The sequence below is a fragment of the Nitrospira sp. genome, from assembly GCA_024760525.1.
Taxonomy (GTDB): domain Bacteria; phylum Nitrospirota; class Nitrospiria; order Nitrospirales; family Nitrospiraceae; genus Nitrospira_D.
In genome coordinates, this window is record CP060499.1 from 757,196 (window position 1) to 777,181 (window position 19,986).

The following is a 19,986-nucleotide window of genomic DNA, read 5'->3' on the forward strand; positions in this document are numbered from 1 at the left end:
GATCGACCGGAGATGTCATGCCCGCAAATGGTCAAAATCTTTGATGTCTTTTTTCATGTAGTCACGGAGGCGTTTGATGATACGCGCTTCCAATTGGCGAGTCCGTTCCTTCGTAATACCGTATTTATCGCCCAAATCATCCAACGTGAGGGGGGAGTCGGACAGGATGCGGTTTCGAAGAATGTCCTCATCTCGCTCCTCGAGGGTGGTGATGAACTCGGCGAGCTTGGCCCGAAAGAGTGTTTTCAGCTGATGATCGGCAATCTGCTCGTCCGCCGGTTCTTGGTGGGACGGCAAGACATCCAGCAGCGTGCTTTCCTGGTTTTCTCCGATCGGCTGGTCGAGCGATAGTTCCCAGTTGCCGAGGCGCTGATCCATCTCGATGACGTCGCGCTCGCGCACGTTCAGGCGATCGGCGAGCAATTTGGTGTCGGGCGCAAAGCCGTCCCGTTCGAGCTTTGCCTTTTCCTTTTTTAAATTATAGAACAGCTTTCGCTGATCCTGAGTCGTGCCGACCTTGACCAGCCGAAAGGTATGCAACAAGTACCGCAGGATATAGGCCCGCGACCACCAAGCGGCATAGGCATAGAAGCGCACGTTTTTCGAGGGGTCGAATTTCTTGATGGCTTGCATCAAACCGACGTTGCCTTCTTGAATCAAGTCCATGTGATCGGCGCCGGTATGCAGGTACTCGGCCGCGATCGAGACCGACACACGCAGGTTGGCCATGATGAGCTTGACGGCCGCTTCGCGGCTGCCGTGCGTTTGGTATTCTTGAAAAAGCTGAAGCTCCTCTTCTTTGGAAAGGTAGGGGTATCGGCGCACCTCGGCCAGGTACTGCTGCAACGCCGTGACCGGTACCACCGCGGTCGTATCGGCGCGGGGGCTTGTTTCGTGTTCAGGAACCGGGCTAAGCTCGGCGCTGGCAGGAATCTCGTTCGGCTCCGTCTGAGAGGGCTCCGATTCTTCAGGCTCGTCCGGCTGCGTATCTGTCTCGTCGAGGATGGACATGAAGAGGGGAGACTACACTAGATTCCTAGGCTGCAACAATGCTGAAAAAACCCCGCCCGCTCATGCGGATATCGAGGAGGCACATGATCTTCTCCGGCGCGGAATACAGGATGGGGTAACGGATGGCTCTTCTCCATCGAGACTCGCGGAAGTTCGGTGTTTTTTGGTTGACAGTCGGGGCGGAAACAGAGTTAAGCTGTCAGCTTCTTAGCTTCTAAATATTCAATGTTTAATGATAAATTGTCCACGCGTCACAGAGAATGATTGAGTTCACGGCTCTCCGTCAGAAACATATGACGACTCCTTTCGATAGTATCGAAAACGCAATTCGGGACATCAAGAAGGGAAGGTGCGTCATCTTGGTGGACGACGAGGATCGTGAAAATGAAGGTGATCTCGTCATTGCAGCGGAGAAAGTGACTCCGCACGTGATCAACTTCATGGCGACGCACGCTCGAGGCCTGATTTGTTTGGCTCTGACGCCTGAACGGGTAGAAGAGCTGCAATTGCCACAACAGGCTTCCGAGAATACCGCTGCGTTCGGCACCGCCTTTACCGTATCGATCGATGCGCGAAAGGACATCACGACGGGAATCTCGGCCGCAGATCGAGCCACGACGATTCATGTGGCGATCGACCCGAAATCCAAACCAAGCGATCTCGCGCGACCCGGTCACGTTTTTCCGCTCAAAGCGCAAACCGGTGGAGTGCTTCGTCGCGCCGGACAAACGGAAGGATCTGTCGATCTGGCCAGGTTGGCCGGCCTTCGCCCTGCCGGCGTGATATGCGAGATCATGAACGCAGACGGCACCATGGCCCGCGTTCCTGAACTGACAAAGTTTGCCAAGACCCACAAGCTCAAGATGGTCACGGTCAAGGCTTTGATCGAATACCGCATGAGGAGAGAGACTTTCGTCAAGCGAGTGGCAAGCGCGCGGTTGCCCACGACCTTTGGCGAGTTCGAAGCGGTGGCGTTCGAGAATCAGATCGACGGCATAACCCATATTGCATTGGTGAAAGGTCGAGTGGACGGTGGTCCACCGACGCTTGTGCGTGTACACTCCGGTTGTTTAACGGCTGATGCATTGGGATCGTTGCGTTGTGATTGCCGTGATCAATTGCATGCCGCGATGGAGATCATTCAGAAGGAAGGCCGCGGAGTGCTCCTCTACCTGAATCAAGAAGGCCGCGGAATCGGGTTGCTGAACAAGATCAAGGCCTATGGCTTACAGGATCAGGGGAGTGATACGGTGGAAGCCAATCTGCAACTCGGGTTCAAGGCCGATCTCCGGGACTATGGAGTCGGCGCGCAAATTTTGGCGAACCTCGGTCTGCACCAGATCAAGTTGATCACGAATAATCCGCGTAAGATCGTGGGGATCGAGGGCTATGGTCTCAAGGTCGTCGAACGTGTTCCTGTCGAGATCCCCCCGCGCGCGGCGAATGTTCGGTATCTTCGGACGAAGAAAACGAAGCTGGGGCATATTCTCAAGAAGGTCTGACGGTCTATCCATCTCACGTTCTATTCTCCGGAATCTGGGCCAAGACGGCTGTTGAAAGATGAAATCTGCGAAGACGGGGCGTTCCATGGCGGGATTGAAGTTCGGCATCGTCGCCGCAAAGTTCAATCAGCGCGTCACCAGCAAGTTGCTCGGTGCGTGTATCGATACGCTCAAGAAACGCGGTGTGGGTGTCGGGAACATTGAGGTGGTGAGGGTGCCGGGAGCGTTCGAAATTCCGCTGGCGGCCCGCACGCTGGCCAAGTCGAGCCGGTTCGATGCGGTGATCTGCTTGGGAGCGGTGATTCGCGGTGACACGCCCCATTTTGAGTATATCAGCTCCGAGGTGAGCCGTGGGATCGGTCAAGCGGCGTTGGATACCGATGTGCCGATCATCTTCGGTGTGTTGACCACGGAAACGGTTGCACAGGCGGAGGAACGAGCCGATCCGGGTAGATTCAACCGTGGTGGTGATGCGGCCACGTCTGCGATCGAAATGGTGGTGGTTATGAGACGGTTGAAGGGAATCGAACACGAGCCGGTTATGGGGCGGTCAGCTCATCCACGGCGAGCCGCGCAGCGGCATGCGAACTAACGTATGGGATCTCGTCATCAGGCCCGCGAGCGAGCCTTGCAGATTCTGTTTCAGCACGACATTCACGGGAAGGCCGATATTCACCTGGACGAGTTCTGGCGTGAATACTCGGCATCCGATGAGACGAAAGAGTTCGCGGAGCGGCTGGTGAAGGGCGTGGTGGAACATAAGAAGGAACTCGACGCCACCATCGGCAAGTATGCGACGAATTGGACTGTGAGCCGCATGCCGATCGTCGACCGCAATATCTTGCGGGCCGGACTGTATGAGTTGCTGTGGTTGGATGAAGTGCCTGCGAAAGTCACGATGGACGAAGCCATCGAACTCGCGAAGAGTTTCGGCGACGACGAGGCTTCAAAGTTTGTGAACGCGATTCTCGACAAAGCCTTGGCGACCGAGTTGCGGCTGGCTGAGAAGCGGGCAGATCCGGCTCGGGCGATTTGGAGGAGAGCGGAAGGTGATTGAGCGATACACGCGTCCCCAGATGAAAGCCATCTGGGAGCTGAAGCATAAGTACGAGATCTGGCTGGAAGTCGAGTTGCAGGCCTGCGCCGCATTCGAGCGGGCGGGACAGGCTCCACGCGGGACTGCAGCAAAGATCCGCAAGAAAGCGAAGGTCAATGTCGAACGGATCGCCGAAATCGAAAAAGTCACGAAGCATGATGTGATCGCCTTTCTGGAATCCCTCATGGACACCGTGGGACCGGAGCATCGGTTTCTCCATATGGGGCTTACCTCGTCGGACATTGTGGACACCTCGCTCGCCGTACAAATGACCGAGGCGCTCGATCTGATTCTAGAGGGTGTCGATGAGTTGCGGTCCGTGCTGAAACGACAGGCCCTGCGTTATAAGAGCCAGGTTATGGTGGGACGGTCGCACGGTATCCACGGCGAGCCGATCTCCTTCGGGCTTAAACTCGCTCTCTGGTATGAAGAAGTCCGTCGCCATCAGGAACGTCTGCGACAGGTACGGAATGAGATCGCAGTCGGCAAACTGTCCGGCGCGATGGGGACCTTCGCGCATCAGGGTCCCGATATCGAAGACTATGTCTGCGCAAAACTCGGCTTAAAAGCGGATCCGGTCTCCAACCAGGTAGTCCAACGGGACCGTCATGCGTCCTATTCGACGGCGCTCGCGTTGCTTGCGGCAAGCATTGAAAAATTTGCCGTCGAGATTCGCCACCTTCAGCGTACTGAAGTACTCGAAGCCGAAGAGTATTTTTCAGAAGGTCAAAAGGGATCGTCGGCGATGCCGCATAAACGGAACCCGATCGTCTCGGAAAATCTGTGCGGCTTGGCGCGGCTGGTGCGGGCCAACAGTGTGGCGGCGATGGAAAATGTGGCCCTCTGGCACGAACGTGATATCAGTCATTCGTCGGTTGAGCGGGTCATCATGCCGGACAGCACGATTTTGATCGACTACATGCTTGCCAAGATCACCGATCTGATCAAAGATTTGATTGTCTATCCGGACCGAATGCGCCGAAACCTGGAACTGACCGGAGGACTCATTTATTCGCAGCGGCTATTGTTGGCCTTGGTCGACAAAGGCGCGCAGCGAAAGGAGTCGTACGAAGCCGTTCAGCGCAATGCCATGGCCTCCTGGAGGGGAGGAGGTGGGTTGCAGGAACTGGCAGCGAAAGATCCGTTTATCTTGCAGCACCTGAAAAAACAAGAAATCGCAGCTTGTTTCAACCCGAAGTATTATCTGCGTCATCTCGATCAAATCTATCGGCGGGTATTCGGGCGAGGCAAGTCCCGTTCATTCGGCACAGGGAAGAAGGGAACGAGATCATGACTCAATCGCTCGTGACGGGACTGATGCTCATTTGGTTGACGGTGGGACCCTTGGTATCCGGCGTTCAGGCTGCGGCTGACCGCGAGAAGCTCCTCAGCGAGCCCGGAGTCTATGGCACGTTTGCAGTATTTGCTCTCGACGAGGAGTGGGCCAAGCAAGACCCCTCGACCCGCATCGCTCATCTGGCGACATTCAAAGGCGTCGTCGAACAGTATCGGGAGAAAGTGGCGATCGATCTCTACCTGCTTCGTGGGCTGTCCGATCAGGCCGATCTGTTGTTCCGGATCCACGCGACGGAATTGCGTGATACGCAGGAGTTTCTCCTCGACCTGCGGAGCAGCCAGTTCGGGAAACATCTCAAGACGGCCGGGATCATGCACGGGCTCACCAAAAAACCGAATTATGTTCCAGGACTCCCGGATCAGATGAAGGCTGAACTGAAAACCCTCAGCGAGCCGGGTTCGAAGCCCTATGCCATCATCATCCCGATCAGAAAATCGCCCGAATGGTGGGGACTGGATCAGGAGAAACGGGCGGCGATGATGCAAGAACATACGGCGGCGACGCTGCCCTATCTGAAGACAGTCAAGCGGAAGCTCTATCACTCCAGCGGTCTGGACGATCTGGACTTCATTACCTATTTTGAAACATCCAAGCTGGAGGACTTTCATAGCCTGGTGTTGTCGCTCGAGAAGGTGAAGGAATTCCACTATACGCGCCGATTCGGAAACCCGACCTTGCTCGGGACGGTGAAATCGTTGGACGAGATCATTGAACTGTTGGCGCAGTGAGCTGAATCATCGAGGTCCATCATGGCGACGGGGACGCTTCTTTACGAAGGGAAAGCGAAGAAGATCTTTTTAACGGGCAACCCGGATCAGGTCGTGCAGTATTTCAAGGACGATGCGACGGCCTTCAATGCACAGAAGCGCGGCACCATCGTTGAAAAAGGCGTCATCAATAACAAGGTGTCGGAGCGGCTTTTCCGGCTCCTGGAGCAGCACGGTGTCCGTACGCACTTTGTGGAGCGACTGAACGATCGGGAGATGCTCACGAAGAAGGTGAGGATCGTGCCTGTGGAAGTCGTGGTGCGCAACGTGGTGGCGGGCAGTTTGGCCAAACGGCTCGGATTGAAAGAAGGAAATCGGATTGATCCGGCGGTCGTCGAGTTCTATTACAAGAACGATGCGCTTGGCGATCCGCTGGTCAATGACGATCACCTTCGGCTGATGAACGTGGCGACACCAGGAGTCTTGCGTGAGCTGCGCGAGTTGGGCCACGCGGTGAACAAAATCCTCAAACCGTTCTTTGCTGAACGGCAGATGCGATTGGTCGATCTCAAACTAGAGTTCGGCGTCTTCCATAACAAACTGATCCTGGCGGACGAAATTTCTCCGGACACGTGCCGTTTCTGGGATATGACGACCGGTGATTCGATGGATAAGGATCGGTTTCGAAAAGATATGGGGAAGATCGAAGAGGCGTATCAGGAGGTGTTGAAACGGGTCTGCGGGTAGTGGAGACTCTGAGCCTTGTCCGCTCAAGCACTTCAACTCGACGCACTCAGTTTCGCCGTCGCTCGTCACGCGAAACTTGTTCCGTCCTAAGCAAAGCTTACGGAACATCGAACATCGCGAGCCGTCCTTAACGCGGACCGCTCGGGCTCAATGAGTGCGGTGACTCGAGTTTGCGTGGTATCGCGGAGCAAGACCCAGAGCCTCCTCCTGATTCTTGGGGGGAAGGATAGAGAGATGCTGCGGGCATATTTGAATTATGGCCTGATCGCATCGGTGGTGGTCTGGGCGGCCATCGTGGGCATGATGGCCTATCGGTTGAACGAATCGCCCTGGCGTTGGGCCTTTGTCGGCTTGGTGTTTGCCGGCGGGCTGACCGTCGCGGCCATCTTGTGGATCAAGAGATATGTCGACCGACAGACCAAATCGGCCGATCAGAGGAGTCAAGAGTGAAAGTCAAAATTCATGTGACGCTGAAGCAAGGGATACTCGATCCGCAGGGCAAGGCGATTGAGCATGCGTTGGACTCGCTGGGCTTCAAGAATGCCGCGAATGTTCGGGTAGGAAAGTACATGGAGCTGGAACTCCAGGAAACGGATACAGCAAAGGCCGAAGTTGAGGTCAAGTCCATGTGCGAGAAGCTTCTGGCCAATACCATCATTGAAGAATACCGGTATGAGCTGGGATGATGTGGCGAGGCGACAGAACTTGGTTTCGTGCTCGCGCAACGCGCACGCAGTAAAACCAAATTCTGTCACCTCGCCTCGGAGAATGACGGGGGACAGATGAACATAGGAGTGGTGGTCTTCCCAGGCAGTAATTGCGATCACGATTGTCGGTACGTGGTTCGGGATGTGCTAGGGCAAGATGTGACGATGGTGTGGCATAAGGAGACGTCACTCGCGGGGTTGAACGCGGTCATCCTGCCGGGCGGGTTTTCCTACGGCGATTACCTCCGGACGGGGGCGATTGCGCGGTTCTCTCCCGTCATGCAAGCGGTGAAGCAATTTTCCGTCGACGGTGGACTGGTGCTCGGGATTTGCAATGGATTCCAGATTCTCCTCGAGGCGGGGCTGTTGCCCGGCGCCATGTTGCGCAATAAGTCGTTGCACTTCATCTGCCGCGAGACCCACGTGAAAGTGGAGACTGCCGCGACACCGTTTACGAATGAGTGCAAATCAGGGCAGGTACTCAAAATCCCGATCGCGCATGCGGATGGGAATTATTATACCGATCCCGTGACACTGGCGAGCCTTCGGGCGAACGCCCAAGTGGTCTTCCGTTATTGCACGGCAGATGGAGAGGTCACAGCAGATGCTTGCCCAAACGGTTCGCTCGACAATATTGCAGGTATTCGCAATGCCGAAGGGAATGTGCTGGGCATGATGCCGCATCCGGAGCGCTGCGCAGAGGCGGTGCTTGGGAATGATGATGGGCGGACGATCTTCCAGTCGATCATCGCGTCGTTGGGGCACGAAAAGCTAGCGCACGTGCGGTAAGCGCTCAACGTGTGGGAACAGTCAAACGAGATCGACACTTGATCGAGAGCGTCGACGAAGGATTGAAGATGAGAAGTGGTCGCGGTAAAGTGTGGAGGCAATCAGTCGGTATCAGCCATAATCTTCTTTCATACATGAGGAGGGTTGCGATGAGAGGTGTAGGTGCAGTATTGGCGGCAATTGGTTTGTTGGCCTTCGGTTCGGGTGTCAATGCATTTGCTGCGTCGGATGACGGCAGCAAGGTGACGATAACGAGTCCGGCACAGGGAGCCAAGGTAGCGAGTGACGTCGAGGTGGTCTACGAACTCACGAAGGGTAACCAGGCGACGCACGTGCATTGCTTTGTGGATGGGGAATACCAGAAGGGATGGAAAGGGACGGTCAAGGGAATGTCCCCGGGCAACCATGAGATCAAGGTCGTGGCGGCAGATAAAGATCATCAAACGCTGGCCGCTGAATCAGCCGTGAAGGTGGAAGTACAGTAGAACCATCGGGTTTTGCCTTTCAATCATCTGACCGGCGAGGCACTCGGTCGAGTGCCTCGCCGGTTACGCTTGCAGCGCTTGCGGCTGCGGCATGCATGTCCGGGAGCTGAACAGTCGGGAGATTGGAATATCCCATGGAAGTCTTTATCGCTGTGACCCTTAGGGCATGATGCAGGCCGGCACGTCGCATATCACCAAGGATCTCATCGCGCAGCACAATCTGACGGGCGAGGAATACCAAAAAATCCTCGGCATTCTCGGGCGCGAACCCAATTTGACGGAATTGGGCATGTTCTCGGTCATGTGGTCCGAGCACTGTTCATACAAGAGTTCGCGTGTGCACTTGAAGAAGCTGCCGACGACCGGGCCCCGTGTCGTGCAAGGCCCCGGCGAAAATGCCGGGGCGATCGATATCGGCGAAGGTTTGTGCGTCGTCTTTAAAATGGAGTCGCACAACCATCCGTCGTTCATCGAACCCTATCAGGGAGCAGCCACGGGAGTCGGCGGGATTCTGCGCGATATCTTTACCATGGGGGCGCGGCCGATCGCGCTGCTCGATTCATTGCGGTTCGGGGAATTGCATTCGGAGAAGAATCGTCATCTCATGAAGGGGGTCGTCTCCGGTATTGCGGGCTACGGCAATTGCATGGGAGTTCCAACCGTGGGAGGCGAGATTGTCTTCAACGACATCTATGCGCTCAATCCGTTGGTCAACGTGTTTTGTTTGGGTCTTGCTCATAAGGACAAGATATTCCGCGGCACGGCAGCGGGCGTCGGCAATCCCGTGATTTATTTCGGCTCCAAAACCGGGCGCGATGGGATCCACGGTGCAACAATGGCCTCGGATTCGTTCGACGATCAGTCGGACCAAAAACGTCCAACGGTGCAGGTCGGCGATCCGTTTACCGAGAAATTGCTGCTGGAGGCGTGTTTGGAATTGATGGAGCGCGATGTGCTCGTCGGGATTCAAGATATGGGCGCCGCGGGTCTGACGAGTTCTTCCTGCGAAATGGCTTCACGCGCCGGCAACGGGATCGAGCTGGACCTCACCGTGGTGCCCAGGCGCGAATCCGGCATGACGCCGTATGAAATCATGCTGTCGGAGTCTCAAGAACGCATGTTGATGGTGGCGAAAGCCGGCAAGGAAGACGAGTGCGTCGCGATTTGCCGGAAGTGGGATCTGGACGTCGCGGTGGTTGGAAAAGTGACGGCCGATGGAATCTTGCGCGTGACGGATCAGGGAAAGGTTGTTGCGGAAATTCCGGCCAAGGCCTTGGCCGACGACGGCCCGCGTTATGACCGGCCCTATCAGCCGCCGGCTTACCAAGACATGTTGACGAACCTGAATTACGACGCCATCCCCGATGTGAAAGATGCGAATGCGGCGTTGCTGGCGCTGTTGGAATCGCCGACGATCGCCAGTAAGCGGTGGGTGTACGAACAGTACGATCATATGGTGCGAACGAACACGACGGTGCGTCCAGGATCCGACGCGGCGGTGGTGCGGATCAAAGGTACGAACAAAGCGGTGGCGATGACGGTTGATTGCAACAGCCGCTATTGTCTGTTGCATCCCTATGAAGGCGCCCGTCTGGCTGTGGCTGAAGCGGCGCGCAATCTGGTCTGTTCGGGCGCCGAACCGATCGGGTTGACGGATTGTCTCAATTTCGGCAATCCGGAGCGGCCCGACATCATGTGGCAGTTTGTCATGGCGATCGAAGGGATGAAAGACGCCTGTGAGCATTTCCAGATTCCCATCGTGAGCGGGAACGTCAGCTTTTACAATGAAACCAATGGGCTATCGATCTATCCAACACCTATGCTGGGTATGGTAGGGCTTATCGAAGATTCCGAAAGAACGCTGACCCAGTGGTTCAAGCAGGAAGGCGACGATATTCTCTTGCTGGGCGCCACTCGAGAGGATTTGGGAGGATCTGAATACATCAAGGTCGTTCATGCTCGCGAACAGGGATCGCCGCCGTACTTAAGCCTGGATACGGAAAAGACACTGCATGATTGCGTACTTTCACTAAGCCGTGACGGACTCTTGCAGTCCGCGCACGATTGTTCAGAAGGCGGCCTAGCCGTTACATTAGCGGAAAGTTGCATCTCTGCACCAGAACAGACCCTAGGCGCTGTGGTAAGATTGACGAGAGGCCGGCTCCGAAAAGATGCTGTTCTCTTCGGCGAGAGTCAATCGAGGGTGGTGATTTCCGCGCCGCCGGCTCATCAACAGGCGATTCTCGATCGGGCAAGACGCTTCGGTGTGCCGGTGGAAGTGATCGGGGCGGTCACTGGTGACCGGCTCATCGTCCATATGAACGATGAACGTTCAACGGAACAAGTGATTGATCAGCCGGTGGGGATTCTGCATGCTCGGTGGGCCCTTTCCTTGGAGCAAACACTGATCCAAGACTAGTCAAGAGACCGCTGAGGATCATGAACAAAGAACTGCCAATCCTATCCCCCGACAAGTTTCACGACGAATGCGCCGTCTTCGGCATCTTTGGCCACGAAGAGGCCGCCAATCTAACCTATTTGGGGTTGTATGCGCTGCAGCATCGCGGGCAAGAGGCGTCCGGGATTGTTGCGGGAGATGGGGAACAGTTCTTCATGCAGAAAGGCATGGGTCTTGTCGCGGATATTTTTCACAAATCAGTGCTCGAGAAGCTACCCGGGCACATGGCCATCGGACACAATCGTTACTCCACCACCGGTGGCCACGATTTGAAGAATGTGCAGCCGCTCACTGTAAATTTTGCGCTCGGCAATTTAGCCTTGGCTCACAACGGCAACCTGATCAATGCCCAAATGCTCCGGCACGAACTGGAAGCCTACGGGGCGATCTTCCAATCCACATCGGACAGCGAAGTCATCATCCATCTCATCGCGCACTCACGCGCGGATTCCTTTCTCGCGCGGGTCGTCGATGCGCTGAGCCAGGTGCGTGGCGCATTCTCGGTTGTGTTGATGACCGACAACGGCCTGATCGCCGCGCGTGATCCCTACGGACTCAGGCCTCTGTGTATCGGGCGCCTCCGCAGCGGCTGGATTGTGGCCTCGGAGACCTGCGCGTTTGACTTGCTCGATGCCGAGTATGTTCGAGAGGTTGAACCGGGCGAGTTGATCGTGATCAGCGATCAAGGGCTCGACAGCCATCATCCGTTTCCCAAGAAGGATCCGGCCATGTGCGTATTCGAGTATGTCTACTTTGCCAGGCCTGACAGCCGAATTTTCGGGGCCAACGCCGTCTACGCCACGCGCAAGGCGTTGGGGCGGCAGTTGGCTCAGGAGTCGTGGGTACCGGCGGATGTCGTCATTCCTGTCCCGGACTCCGGCGTGCCGGCGGCGCTCGGCTATTCCGAAGGAGCAGGGGTTCGCTTTGAGACCGGGTTGATCCGCAATCATTACGTCGGACGGACGTTCATCGAGCCGGAACAATCGATTCGCCACTTCGGTGTCAAGGTAAAGCTGAATGCAGTGCCCGAAGTCTTGGATGGGAAACGAGTCGTCGTCGTCGACGATTCGTTGGTTCGGGGCACGACGAGCCGAAAGATCGTCAAGATGATCCGCCAAGCCGGAGCAAAAGAGGTCCACATGCGGATCAGCTCACCGCCGATTCTCTCGCCTTGTTTCTACGGAATCGACACCCCGACCAAAAAGGAACTCATCGCGTCCGATCATTCGATCGAAGAAATCCGCAAGTACATCACCGCCGACAGTTTGGCGTATCTCAGCCTTGACGGGATGCTGAAATCCGCACCGAGGACGCCCGATCAGTACTGTACGGCCTGTTTCACAGAGCGCTATCCTATCCCGTTTACCCGCGCAGAAGAGCTTCAGCTGGGCCTGTTCGAATCAGCGCGCTGAGCATTCTGTACGGATGATATGACACCTCCCGACAGCGACAACAAGCATGAGTCTGAGACCAGAGGTCGACTCCGAGTGCCGGTCGATTATCCTGCCTTATTTACAGGAGATGAAGGGTCAGGTCATGGGACGGTGAGGAATCTGACGCTCGCCGGCGGTGAGATTGAGAGCCATGTCCAAGTCCCCGTCGGGGCGCATGTGTGTCTCCATGTGCATCCTCCTGGCGCTCGGCCCCCGATCATCATTGGTCTGGCCGTCGTCCGTTGGAAGCATGGTGATCGATTTGGACTCGAGTTCGTTCGATTTGAAGGCAAGGCGAAGGAACAGCTCGAGGACATGCTGAATCAGCGAGATGCCGTAGACTAGTTCTATCCCCGCCAGGCGGTTGCCGTCAAAAAAATTGCCATGGTAGGATGCAATCTTCAAGGGCTGAAGGCCTATGCAGGGACTAAGCTTTTCCATGAAGCATAGAATCGTGATCTGTTGATCATGGGAGGTTGCGATGAAACGAAGACTGCTGGCATGTGGGCTGCTGACCTTTCCGGTGCTGTGTGTTTCTCTGGTTCTTGCAGCCGGATTATTCCGGGTTGGAGAAAAAGCCCCGACCTTCACGCTCACCGCCATGACCGGCGAAACCATATCGCTCGAATCCTACAAGGGTAAGGTCGTGGTGTTGGGATTGTTCCACATTTGCGATCCTTGCATGATGCAGGGGAGTACATTGCAGAAGGTCCATGAGTCTGTGCGAGGCAAGAACGTGGCAGTACTGGGGGTCAATTCGTCGGGCGACGGTAAGCCGGAGGTCGGCGAATTCTTGTCTGGCTTCCCAGCCAAAGTCACCTATCCCTACCTTCTGGATCCCGCCAAGATTACGGATAAACTCTATGGTGGAGGAAGGTTTATTCCAAATGTGTACGTGATCGACCAGCACGGAGTCATCCGTTGGCAGCGGGTCGGCAATATGGAGTTGGCCGCAGCAGACGTGATTGTTGCAGAGGTTGAAAAGCTGTTGGCAGGTGGAAACAAGATGTAACGAGGGCGGATGTTTCTCAGCGCTCGATGACTGCCTGCCAAGGCTCGGTCAAATTTAGAACGCTGGTGACCGGTCAATGCGCGCTGTGCGATAAGTTTTGATGCTCGACTTGCGGACAATGTAAGAAGACCCGGCGAGGAGACAAAGAAGCGATGGATGAGATCGAGGAAGGGAAACAAAAGTTCTTGGAGATCATACGAGGAGTCGACGGATCTGTACAAGTAGTGATTCCCGTGACCTCCTCCAACAGCATGTTCTTGATCTCGTTGACGAAGGGGACGAACCGGAAATTCATCACTGTGCCCGAAGACGACATTATTGACTTGCCCAACGACGCGAGCATTCAGGCAAAGATCACCAAGACGATCAAGGATGCCATCTCCGCGCTGTGAATTCCGTGGTGTCGTGAGCCCCGGTACTTGCTATGAAACAAATCTTACCCGGCATCTGGCAGTGGTCGTGGTTTTCAGATGAAAAGCAACTCGATTTCAACGGCCTGTTGCTGACAATCGGTGAATACAAGATTCTCGTTGATCCCCCTCCGATGACTGTCGAAGCGAGAGAGATTGTCCGACGAGAGGAGCCGATCGACTACATCGTTGTTACCAACCGAGATCACCTTCGAGAAGCTCCTGTCTATCAAGCTGAGTTGAATTGCCAATTGTACGTGCCGGAGGCCGATGCAACCCAGATGGAAGTGAAACCGACAAAGACCTACAAAGACGGTGAACTTTTGCCAGGTGGGATCTGGGCGGTTCATCTGAAGGATCAGAAGTCTCTGGGAGAATCCGCTTTGTTTATTGAACGGGGACGAGGTGTTCTGATCGTAGGGGATGCATTGATCGGCAAACCGCCTGGCGCCGTACGTCTGCTTCCTAATGACAAGTATGCGGACCTCGCAAAAGCCAAGGCGGGACTTCGCCGGCTCTTGAAGTACAACTTCGATAGCCTTCTCGTTGGAGACGGCTGCTCCATCCTGCTCGGTGGTAAGCAGCAGGTGGACCAACTGCTGTCGGTGACGCCATGAGTTTGCGGAACGGCCTTTCGGAGGAACTGAATCGCCAAGGCAACGAGCACTTCTCGCGAGGGTATTACACTGAGGCCTATACCTGTTACGCCAAGGCGTTGGAGTGTGATCGGCTCACCGGTGATCGGCGAGCCCTCGTCGCCACACTCGGCAACCTGGGCAACATTTGTGCGGTCAGCGGAAGGCGGGATGCGGCTCAGGCGCACTACCAGGAGGTCTTGGAGCTGCAAAAGATTCTTGGTGATGAGAAAGGCATCGGAACGACGCTGGCAAATCTGGGGAATCTCCGGGCGGATGCCGGCGAATGGGACCGGGCACGGGCCTATTATCTGGAGGCCCTCGATCTCATGACCAAGACACACGATGAAGCGGCCCAAGCCGTGTTGTTTTCCGACCTTGGTTTGGTCGCTCGGGAAACCGGTCAGTTTGACGAGGCCATCCAGTGTTACGAGCGGTCGTTGGCACTGATGCGCCGGTTGGAGAATCTGGGCGGCGTCGCGGATGCGTGGCGCATGATCGGCCGCACGTTCTTGATACGAAAACGGTATGACGATGCCATTGCCTGTTGTCAAACCAGCCAATCGATCTCCGAGCGGTTACGCGACGAACTCCGCGCGGGTGGTGCTCGTTACGTGCTCGCTCAATGCTATGAGGAGATGGGACGTCTGCAGGATGCCGCAGATCTGCTGGAACAGGTCGTGGCAATGGATCGCAAGTATCGCCTGCCGAAGCTTGAAGAAAACACGCAGCGCCTGAAGACGCTCAGGGCACGACTGGCCGAGCAATATGAGCCGCTGCCTCGTCGAGGGATGCATGCATGAGTGAACCGACTTCAGCATGGGAGCAACTTCGCACTGAACTGGTCCGGTTGTTCCCTCGATTCTACGATTTGGAGCCCAACGGACCGCTGATGATGGATCTAGGGGAGGATGGTTGGCTCTTGGAGGTCAGGCCGGACGGCACGGTCCTGTGCCAGTATGGTGTGGCCATGGATGATGTCATGGCCCTGATGTCGGAAGGCACGCCGGAGGATTTGGGAACCGACGAAGTTGCTAAGCAGGCCAAGTATTTTCTCCAGCCGGCGGTGGCCAAGTACCGAGCACTCCTGCTGCAATCTGGGTTTGTCGAGGAGACCGAGATGACCGACGAGTTTGTCGCGGTCACATTTGCACGTCCCGTCGATCTGCAGAATCGTCTCAAACTGGAAGACCTTCTTCGATGGTGTTGCCGACAAATCGGGAATGCCTCGTGATGCAACGCATTGCCACCTTCGACGGGTTTCGCGACGCCATTTCGGACTATCGCTTACCCCGGGTGTTGTTAGCGGCGCTGGAACTGGATCTCTTTACGACAGTCGGCGAACGATCATGGACGATTCCTGATCTTGCCAAGGAACTCAAGGTCAGCGAACGCGGTCTGAGCATTCTTTGTCGTAATCTAGCCGCGGCCGGAGTCCTACACAAAAAGGGAACCATCTATAAGAACAGCCGGCTGGGCGCGACGGCGCTGAATGCCAACCATCGCGCCTATCGCGGCGGATATTTGAATCTCATCCGAACCCATTGGACAGATTGGATGCGACTGTTGGAGTCCGTGCGGAGCGGGTTGCCGATCGATCATGATACTCCCGATAGTCCAGACTACCGCCGGCAATTTACGTGGGCCATGCATCACCGGACTTTGGAGATTGCTCCGGCAATTGCGGCACAACTTTACATGGGTCGTGCTAACACTCTGCTGGACCTCGGCGGAGGGCCCGGCACGTATGCGATGGCATTTCTCGCGAAGAATCCCAAGCTTCGTGCCACCGTGTGTGATCGAGAACCCGCTCTTGAGGTCGCGAAAGAAATTGCCAGCACTCATAGGACGGGGCGGCGGCTTTCCTACCTCCCGCTCGATTTTTCAAGGGATCCGATAACGGGAGCCTACGACGTCATTTGGTACTCCAATGTGCTGCATATTTACTCGCCTGAAGATAATCAGGCCATCTTTCGCCGAGCCCTCGCTGCATTGATGCCGGGTGGTCGACTCATCATCCAAGATGCGTTTCTGCATGATCGCGAAGGGTTGTATCCACTGGAAGCAAGTCTGTTTGCGGGATCAATGCTACTGTTCACGGAAGGTGGAAACACCTACTCAGCCTCGGAGACGGCGGAGTGGTTGAAAAAGGCCGGATTCGTCGGTATCAAGATGCACCCGCTCAAGAAGGGGACGGGGGATTGGGAGGATGGGATTTTAGAGGCATCGGCTCCTCGCCCACGTCTAAGAGCGACCGCCCGCCGAACACGATCAGTAGAAAATTGAGGAACCCGCTGACTCCATTGGCCGGTATGGTCGGAGCCGCGTCAGAATCGGTGTTGAACATCTGAATGATCGTGGCGACGTCCATGGCCAGTCCAACCGTTGCGTAGATCACGCAAATCATCGCGGCCCATCGGAACCTTAGCCAAACCAAGACAGCGAGCGCGAGTGGGAATAGGATAAAAAAGCCGAGTCTCCACGCCAAGCCTGGCGCCATGGATGTGGTGTTCTGATTCAAGAGCAGTCCCGTCTCGACAAAAAGCAAGCCTAGTAACATAGTCAGTAAGGCAGTCCGTTTCATTCAGAGACTATAGACCGGAGAGGAAAACGTCGGCAATGGGTGCCTTGTCGTCGGCAGTTTTGGGATGCTAGCCTGTTTTGTATGGATTGCGACAAGCGGGCAGAGAGTCGTCTGGATGAGCAGGTTTGCCTGCTCATCTATGACGCGGAATGCCGACTGTGTGTGTCCACTAAAGCCAAACTCGAGCGGGTGAGAGTTGATCAAGCAGGGACCACCGTTAGATTTCTTGCGTATCAAAGCGAGGAGGCCATGAAAGCTCTGGGGCAGGACTACCGCCCTGGTCGCCCTGACATGGCGTTCTTAATCCGTTCTTCAGGAGAAGTGTTCCGAGGCTTCGAAGCCTTTCTTCCCTTCATCCCTAACCTCCCTGGCGGAAAACTTCTGCGATGGGCATTAAGACTCCCTTTCGCAAGGCCGCTGACCGAATTGGGCTATCGCATGGTCGCGCGCCACCGGTATCGATGGTTTGGCAGTGCCAAGCCAGTCGAGAAAGCTGAAGCAAGCAATTCCATTCTTCCGTGATGCCCCCTCTTTCGAGGGGATTCTTCCCACAGCGGGGAATTTACCGGCGTTCTCCTCTCTTCCAGAATGCGTTCACTCCTGGAGGAGGGCATATGGCGCACATGCGGGTCGTGTTGCAAAGCATTTCTGGTTTCGTTCATGGGACAGACCGAAAATGTAACGCCTTCTGTCATGGCCGTTCGAACATGCCGACCTGGCTGGCTGTCGCGGGACTTTGTCTTTCGCTTTCTATCGGTCAAGCGTGGGGTGGAGTAAGCTCGGGAGAAAAAGGGGCGATTGTGGCCGCGGGGTTCGGTTACCAAATCGGCTCTTCATCGGTGATCGCTGTGAAGATATATGACGCAGGGTCGGGCGCAATTTTATCCGATGAAGTTTATGAACTGTCTGTCAAGGAAAGTGAGGAGACGGGCCGGACTAGTGAGCCACGGATTTTTGCCGGTGGAATTGGACTTGGTGCGACGGACCTTTCCAATTTTGTATTACGGGTATACGACGCAAATACCGGGGCATTTCAGTGGGAGGGACGACTCAACCTTGTTCAGCCCGACAGGAAAGGAGCGGGACACGTCATATCGGCTTCGATGCCACAGCGCGCAACTGTTACAAAGGTACACAGTGTAGCAACGGTTACCGAACAACCCGTGTTCTTCCTGCGTGCATTGGATGCCGTAACCGGGTTATCGGTCTGGGAAGATGAATTTACAACGGTAGGCGCTCGAATTCCTCGAGTACAACCGATCGCAAGCCGGTCGATCCAGCCGGCCGCGATCACAACAGTCAGTTCCCATACATTTGACTTCAGAATTCGTATGTATGATCCCAGCGGGAAGAAAGTGCTATGGGAGGATCAATTATCCCGCTTGGATGCTGATGAAGGCAGCCATGAATCGTTCAGCGACCGGGCTCTTCTGCTTCCCCCCTGGCCCAATCAATCTCCGGAAGAGTCTGCCGCAGAGTTAATGTAACGACAACCCAAATCCCTTCTATGCCGATCCAGGATCAAGGCGGAGCGAAGCTACGAGCGGTTTTGTTCGAAGCTCTCGAGCCACTGGCGGTGGAACTGTTCGTAGGACACGAACAGTTTGTTTTGGAGTGCGTTCGCCACTGATGCCTTTGCTTGAAAGGCGTTCAGCAGTTCATGGATACGGGCCATGCCCCACCGCTCGATTAGGTAGCGCGTTGCCGAATTCGCTTCTAAGTAGGCAACTGTCGAAGTGCCGGCCGGTAGTGCGCTCCAGGAACCTTCCAGGTAGGTCAACGGAATTACTTTGATATCTCCTTGCATAACGTGATCAAGATCGGGCCACGCATCTCCGGCCAATTGCATGGCGAGACCTTCGTTCAACCACGTAGGCAGCGCTCCGCTGCTCGTCCCCAAACGGTCATGGAGCAGCGCATGGACATACTCGTGACGGAGCACGCTGGTGAGCCACCTCCTATCTGTCGTTGCCCCTTGCGTGGGGACCTGAATGCGTCCAAGGTTGGGGTCGTAAAGACCGTCGGCCCAAGCCGGGCTTCCGGTCGCCCCTTGAAACGTATCCTTGGCATGGAGGACGACTATGATCGGCTTCGACGGGAAATGCCCAAACTTCTGTCCGATCTCTCGGTAGGCTTCTTCTAGTATCTCCAGAACTGAGGCCCATGTATTCTGGTCCTCCTCGCCATCAAACTTCACCACAAAATGAGTGCTGCCTCTTACGGTCATGTGGGATTCAACCGACTGAGTGCGACGAATCTTCGCGGTGACAGCAGCCAGATAGGACTGAAGGGCTGGATCCTGCCGTGCTCGGTCGGCTGCTTGGCTTAGATGTTTCCCTGCTTCAGCCAGTTCATCTTGTTCTTGTAACAAGTCGGCCATAGCGAGATGTGGGAATGGCTCTTCTGGAACTAGCTTCATCAATTTCGTTAAGAATTCAACGCTCAGCGAGCGGTCCCGCTGCTCCCAGTAGGCATGGGCGAGGTTCAAGAGGATTACAGGGTTGGAGTCGTCAATCTCGGCCGCTCTCTTAAACAACTTGATGGATGCCTTCGTGCCATTGAGCCGTTCCTGCTGCAACCCGAGGTTGTTCCACAAGACTGCGACGAAGGGTTTGGATTTGCCGTCCGACAAGACCGCTGGAGGAAGCTCTTTGAGTCTCGTCTCGGCAAGCGCCAGGTTATGCTTCTCGATCTCATCACGAATCGACTCTAGGAGGTTCTCGTGCGGAGTAGGCGGTATCACACTCTGGTCGAGTGTACGAGTCGGTGTCGCTGCGCTCTCAGCTGACCGGATCTGTGGTGGAGCTGGAGGTGGCGCGACAGGTTCCATGGTTTCTGCGAGTTGCACAGTTGGTGGCGGCATGACAGGCTTCAGAAACAGGTGGTACCCAACCAGCAGGGCCAGCCCCAATCCAAGCGGCGTGAGAATGTGTGTAATGTTCCGGCGGTACATGGGCGCTTGACCACGAGTGTAGCACCCTAAGAAAAGGTGACCAAGCATTCGAGCAAAAACCGTCGGTGGATCCCGACATGCCGTTTGAGCGGTTCATTGA

At 55.6% G+C, this 19,986-nt stretch carries 23 protein-coding genes; 21 read left to right on the forward strand and 2 right to left on the reverse strand.

Annotation, left to right across the window (positions count from 1 at the left end; translation table 11 throughout):
- Positions 1-15: 15 nt before the first annotated feature.
- Positions 16-1,011, reverse strand: coding sequence for an RNA polymerase factor sigma-32 (locus H8K04_03655; protein ID UVT16666.1), 996 nt, complete (start codon positions 1,009-1,011; stop codon positions 16-18).
- A 293-nt stretch (positions 1,012-1,304) separates the two neighbouring features.
- Between H8K04_03655 and H8K04_03660 the strand changes: the two genes are divergently transcribed.
- The 21 genes from H8K04_03660 to H8K04_03760 all read left to right on the forward strand — a co-directional run bounded on the left by H8K04_03660 (position 1,305) and on the right by H8K04_03760 (position 18,420).
- On the forward strand, positions 1,305-2,513 hold the full coding sequence (locus H8K04_03660) for a bifunctional 3,4-dihydroxy-2-butanone-4-phosphate synthase/GTP cyclohydrolase II (GenBank protein UVT16667.1): 1,209 nt from the start codon (positions 1,305-1,307) through the stop codon (positions 2,511-2,513).
- Between the two features lie 58 nt (positions 2,514-2,571).
- Entirely contained in the window at positions 2,572-3,105 is a 534-nt protein-coding gene (locus tag H8K04_03665; GenBank protein ID UVT16668.1) for a 6,7-dimethyl-8-ribityllumazine synthase, read from the forward strand.
- A gap of 3 nt (positions 3,106-3,108) precedes the next feature.
- On the forward strand, positions 3,109-3,570 hold the full coding sequence (nusB, locus tag H8K04_03670) for a transcription antitermination factor NusB (protein ID UVT16669.1): 462 nt from the start codon (positions 3,109-3,111) through the stop codon (positions 3,568-3,570).
- Complete coding sequence (locus H8K04_03675; protein UVT16670.1) at positions 3,563-4,903, forward strand: adenylosuccinate lyase; 1,341 nt, start codon at positions 3,563-3,565, stop codon at positions 4,901-4,903. The genes nusB and H8K04_03675 overlap by 8 nt, the downstream gene beginning before the upstream one ends.
- Complete coding sequence (locus tag H8K04_03680; GenBank protein UVT16671.1) at positions 4,900-5,694, forward strand: chlorite dismutase family protein; 795 nt, start codon at positions 4,900-4,902, stop codon at positions 5,692-5,694. Before H8K04_03675 ends, H8K04_03680 begins: the two co-directional genes overlap by 4 nt.
- A gap of 21 nt (positions 5,695-5,715) precedes the next feature.
- Positions 5,716-6,420: a phosphoribosylaminoimidazolesuccinocarboxamide synthase gene (locus H8K04_03685; protein ID UVT16672.1), complete on the forward strand. Its 705-nt coding sequence runs from the start codon at positions 5,716-5,718 to the stop codon at positions 6,418-6,420.
- A gap of 234 nt (positions 6,421-6,654) precedes the next feature.
- A complete protein-coding gene (locus H8K04_03690; GenBank protein ID UVT16673.1) occupies positions 6,655-6,870 on the forward strand; it encodes a hypothetical protein in 216 nt (71 codons plus the stop codon).
- Positions 6,867-7,106 carry a phosphoribosylformylglycinamidine synthase subunit PurS gene (gene purS / locus H8K04_03695; GenBank protein UVT16674.1) on the forward strand — a complete coding sequence of 80 codons (240 nt, stop codon included), beginning with the start codon at positions 6,867-6,869 and terminating at the stop codon, positions 7,104-7,106. The genes H8K04_03690 and purS overlap by 4 nt, the downstream gene beginning before the upstream one ends.
- Before the next feature lie 96 nt (positions 7,107-7,202).
- Positions 7,203-7,916: a phosphoribosylformylglycinamidine synthase subunit PurQ gene (gene purQ / locus H8K04_03700; GenBank protein ID UVT16675.1), complete on the forward strand. Its 714-nt coding sequence runs from the start codon at positions 7,203-7,205 to the stop codon at positions 7,914-7,916.
- Between the two features lie 149 nt (positions 7,917-8,065).
- Positions 8,066-8,401: a hypothetical protein gene (locus tag H8K04_03705; GenBank protein ID UVT16676.1), complete on the forward strand. Its 336-nt coding sequence runs from the start codon at positions 8,066-8,068 to the stop codon at positions 8,399-8,401.
- 169 nt (positions 8,402-8,570) lie between these two features.
- Positions 8,571-10,820, forward strand: coding sequence for a phosphoribosylformylglycinamidine synthase subunit PurL (gene purL, locus H8K04_03710; protein ID UVT17850.1), 2,250 nt, complete (start codon positions 8,571-8,573; stop codon positions 10,818-10,820).
- Between the two features lie 20 nt (positions 10,821-10,840).
- A complete protein-coding gene (locus H8K04_03715) occupies positions 10,841-12,271 on the forward strand; it encodes an amidophosphoribosyltransferase (GenBank protein ID UVT16677.1) in 1,431 nt (476 codons plus the stop codon).
- Between the two features lie 18 nt (positions 12,272-12,289).
- Positions 12,290-12,637, forward strand: a complete 348-nt coding sequence (locus H8K04_03720) for a PilZ domain-containing protein (protein ID UVT16678.1) — start codon at positions 12,290-12,292, stop codon at positions 12,635-12,637.
- A gap of 136 nt (positions 12,638-12,773) precedes the next feature.
- Positions 12,774-13,304 carry a TlpA family protein disulfide reductase gene (locus H8K04_03725; protein ID UVT16679.1) on the forward strand — a complete coding sequence of 177 codons (531 nt, stop codon included), beginning with the start codon at positions 12,774-12,776 and terminating at the stop codon, positions 13,302-13,304.
- Between the two features lie 152 nt (positions 13,305-13,456).
- Positions 13,457-13,696 carry a hypothetical protein gene (locus tag H8K04_03730; GenBank protein UVT16680.1) on the forward strand — a complete coding sequence of 80 codons (240 nt, stop codon included), beginning with the start codon at positions 13,457-13,459 and terminating at the stop codon, positions 13,694-13,696.
- A gap of 32 nt (positions 13,697-13,728) precedes the next feature.
- Positions 13,729-14,331 (forward strand): hypothetical protein, encoded by a 603-nt coding sequence (locus tag H8K04_03735; protein UVT16681.1) that lies wholly within the window; start codon positions 13,729-13,731, stop codon positions 14,329-14,331.
- On the forward strand, positions 14,328-15,152 hold the full coding sequence (locus tag H8K04_03740; GenBank protein UVT16682.1) for a tetratricopeptide repeat protein: 825 nt from the start codon (positions 14,328-14,330) through the stop codon (positions 15,150-15,152). The genes H8K04_03735 and H8K04_03740 overlap by 4 nt, the downstream gene beginning before the upstream one ends.
- Complete coding sequence (locus H8K04_03745) at positions 15,149-15,583, forward strand: hypothetical protein (protein UVT16683.1); 435 nt, start codon at positions 15,149-15,151, stop codon at positions 15,581-15,583. Before H8K04_03740 ends, H8K04_03745 begins: the two co-directional genes overlap by 4 nt.
- The gene (locus H8K04_03750) at positions 15,580-16,635 is read left to right on the forward strand and encodes a methyltransferase (GenBank protein UVT16684.1); all 1,056 of its coding nucleotides are present in this window, start codon (positions 15,580-15,582) and stop codon (positions 16,633-16,635) included. The genes H8K04_03745 and H8K04_03750 overlap by 4 nt, the downstream gene beginning before the upstream one ends.
- Before the next feature lie 379 nt (positions 16,636-17,014).
- Positions 17,015-17,455 (forward strand): DUF393 domain-containing protein, encoded by a 441-nt coding sequence (locus tag H8K04_03755; protein UVT16685.1) that lies wholly within the window; start codon positions 17,015-17,017, stop codon positions 17,453-17,455.
- Between the two features lie 185 nt (positions 17,456-17,640).
- Positions 17,641-18,420 carry a hypothetical protein gene (locus H8K04_03760; GenBank protein ID UVT16686.1) on the forward strand — a complete coding sequence of 260 codons (780 nt, stop codon included), beginning with the start codon at positions 17,641-17,643 and terminating at the stop codon, positions 18,418-18,420.
- Between the two features lie 50 nt (positions 18,421-18,470).
- On the opposite strand, the gene H8K04_03765 is transcribed toward H8K04_03760, so the two are convergent.
- Complete coding sequence (locus H8K04_03765) at positions 18,471-19,886, reverse strand: hypothetical protein (protein ID UVT16687.1); 1,416 nt, start codon at positions 19,884-19,886, stop codon at positions 18,471-18,473.
- Positions 19,887-19,986 lie beyond the last annotated feature (100 nt).

Excerpts from the sequence above, each read along its gene's own strand:
- H8K04_03655 (UVT16666.1), bottom strand. The coding sequence starts at position 1,011 with ATGTCCATCCTCGACGAGACAGATACGCAGCCGGACGAGCCTGAAGAA.
- H8K04_03745 (UVT16683.1), top strand. The coding sequence starts at position 15,149 with ATGAGTGAACCGACTTCAGCATGGGAGCAACTTCGCACTGAACTGGTC.
- H8K04_03760 (UVT16686.1), top strand. The coding sequence starts at position 17,641 with ATGCCGACCTGGCTGGCTGTCGCGGGACTTTGTCTTTCGCTTTCTATC.
- H8K04_03725 (UVT16679.1), top strand. The coding sequence starts at position 12,774 with ATGAAACGAAGACTGCTGGCATGTGGGCTGCTGACCTTTCCGGTGCTG.
- nusB (UVT16669.1), top strand. The coding sequence starts at position 3,109 with ATGGGATCTCGTCATCAGGCCCGCGAGCGAGCCTTGCAGATTCTGTTT.
- H8K04_03765 (UVT16687.1), bottom strand. The coding sequence starts at position 19,886 with ATGTACCGCCGGAACATTACACACATTCTCACGCCGCTTGGATTGGGG.
- purL (UVT17850.1), top strand. The coding sequence starts at position 8,571 with ATGCAGGCCGGCACGTCGCATATCACCAAGGATCTCATCGCGCAGCAC.
- H8K04_03720 (UVT16678.1), top strand. The coding sequence starts at position 12,290 with ATGACACCTCCCGACAGCGACAACAAGCATGAGTCTGAGACCAGAGGT.
- H8K04_03740 (UVT16682.1), top strand. The coding sequence starts at position 14,328 with ATGAGTTTGCGGAACGGCCTTTCGGAGGAACTGAATCGCCAAGGCAAC.
- H8K04_03730 (UVT16680.1), top strand. The coding sequence starts at position 13,457 with ATGGATGAGATCGAGGAAGGGAAACAAAAGTTCTTGGAGATCATACGA.
- H8K04_03665 (UVT16668.1), top strand. The coding sequence starts at position 2,572 with ATGAAATCTGCGAAGACGGGGCGTTCCATGGCGGGATTGAAGTTCGGC.
- H8K04_03755 (UVT16685.1), top strand. The coding sequence starts at position 17,015 with ATGGATTGCGACAAGCGGGCAGAGAGTCGTCTGGATGAGCAGGTTTGC.
- H8K04_03715 (UVT16677.1), top strand. The coding sequence starts at position 10,841 with ATGAACAAAGAACTGCCAATCCTATCCCCCGACAAGTTTCACGACGAA.
- H8K04_03735 (UVT16681.1), top strand. The coding sequence starts at position 13,729 with ATGAAACAAATCTTACCCGGCATCTGGCAGTGGTCGTGGTTTTCAGAT.
- H8K04_03690 (UVT16673.1), top strand. The coding sequence starts at position 6,655 with ATGCTGCGGGCATATTTGAATTATGGCCTGATCGCATCGGTGGTGGTC.
- H8K04_03685 (UVT16672.1), top strand. The coding sequence starts at position 5,716 with ATGGCGACGGGGACGCTTCTTTACGAAGGGAAAGCGAAGAAGATCTTT.
- H8K04_03680 (UVT16671.1), top strand. The coding sequence starts at position 4,900 with ATGACTCAATCGCTCGTGACGGGACTGATGCTCATTTGGTTGACGGTG.
- H8K04_03660 (UVT16667.1), top strand. The coding sequence starts at position 1,305 with ATGACGACTCCTTTCGATAGTATCGAAAACGCAATTCGGGACATCAAG.
- purQ (UVT16675.1), top strand. The coding sequence starts at position 7,203 with ATGAACATAGGAGTGGTGGTCTTCCCAGGCAGTAATTGCGATCACGAT.
- H8K04_03705 (UVT16676.1), top strand. The coding sequence starts at position 8,066 with ATGAGAGGTGTAGGTGCAGTATTGGCGGCAATTGGTTTGTTGGCCTTC.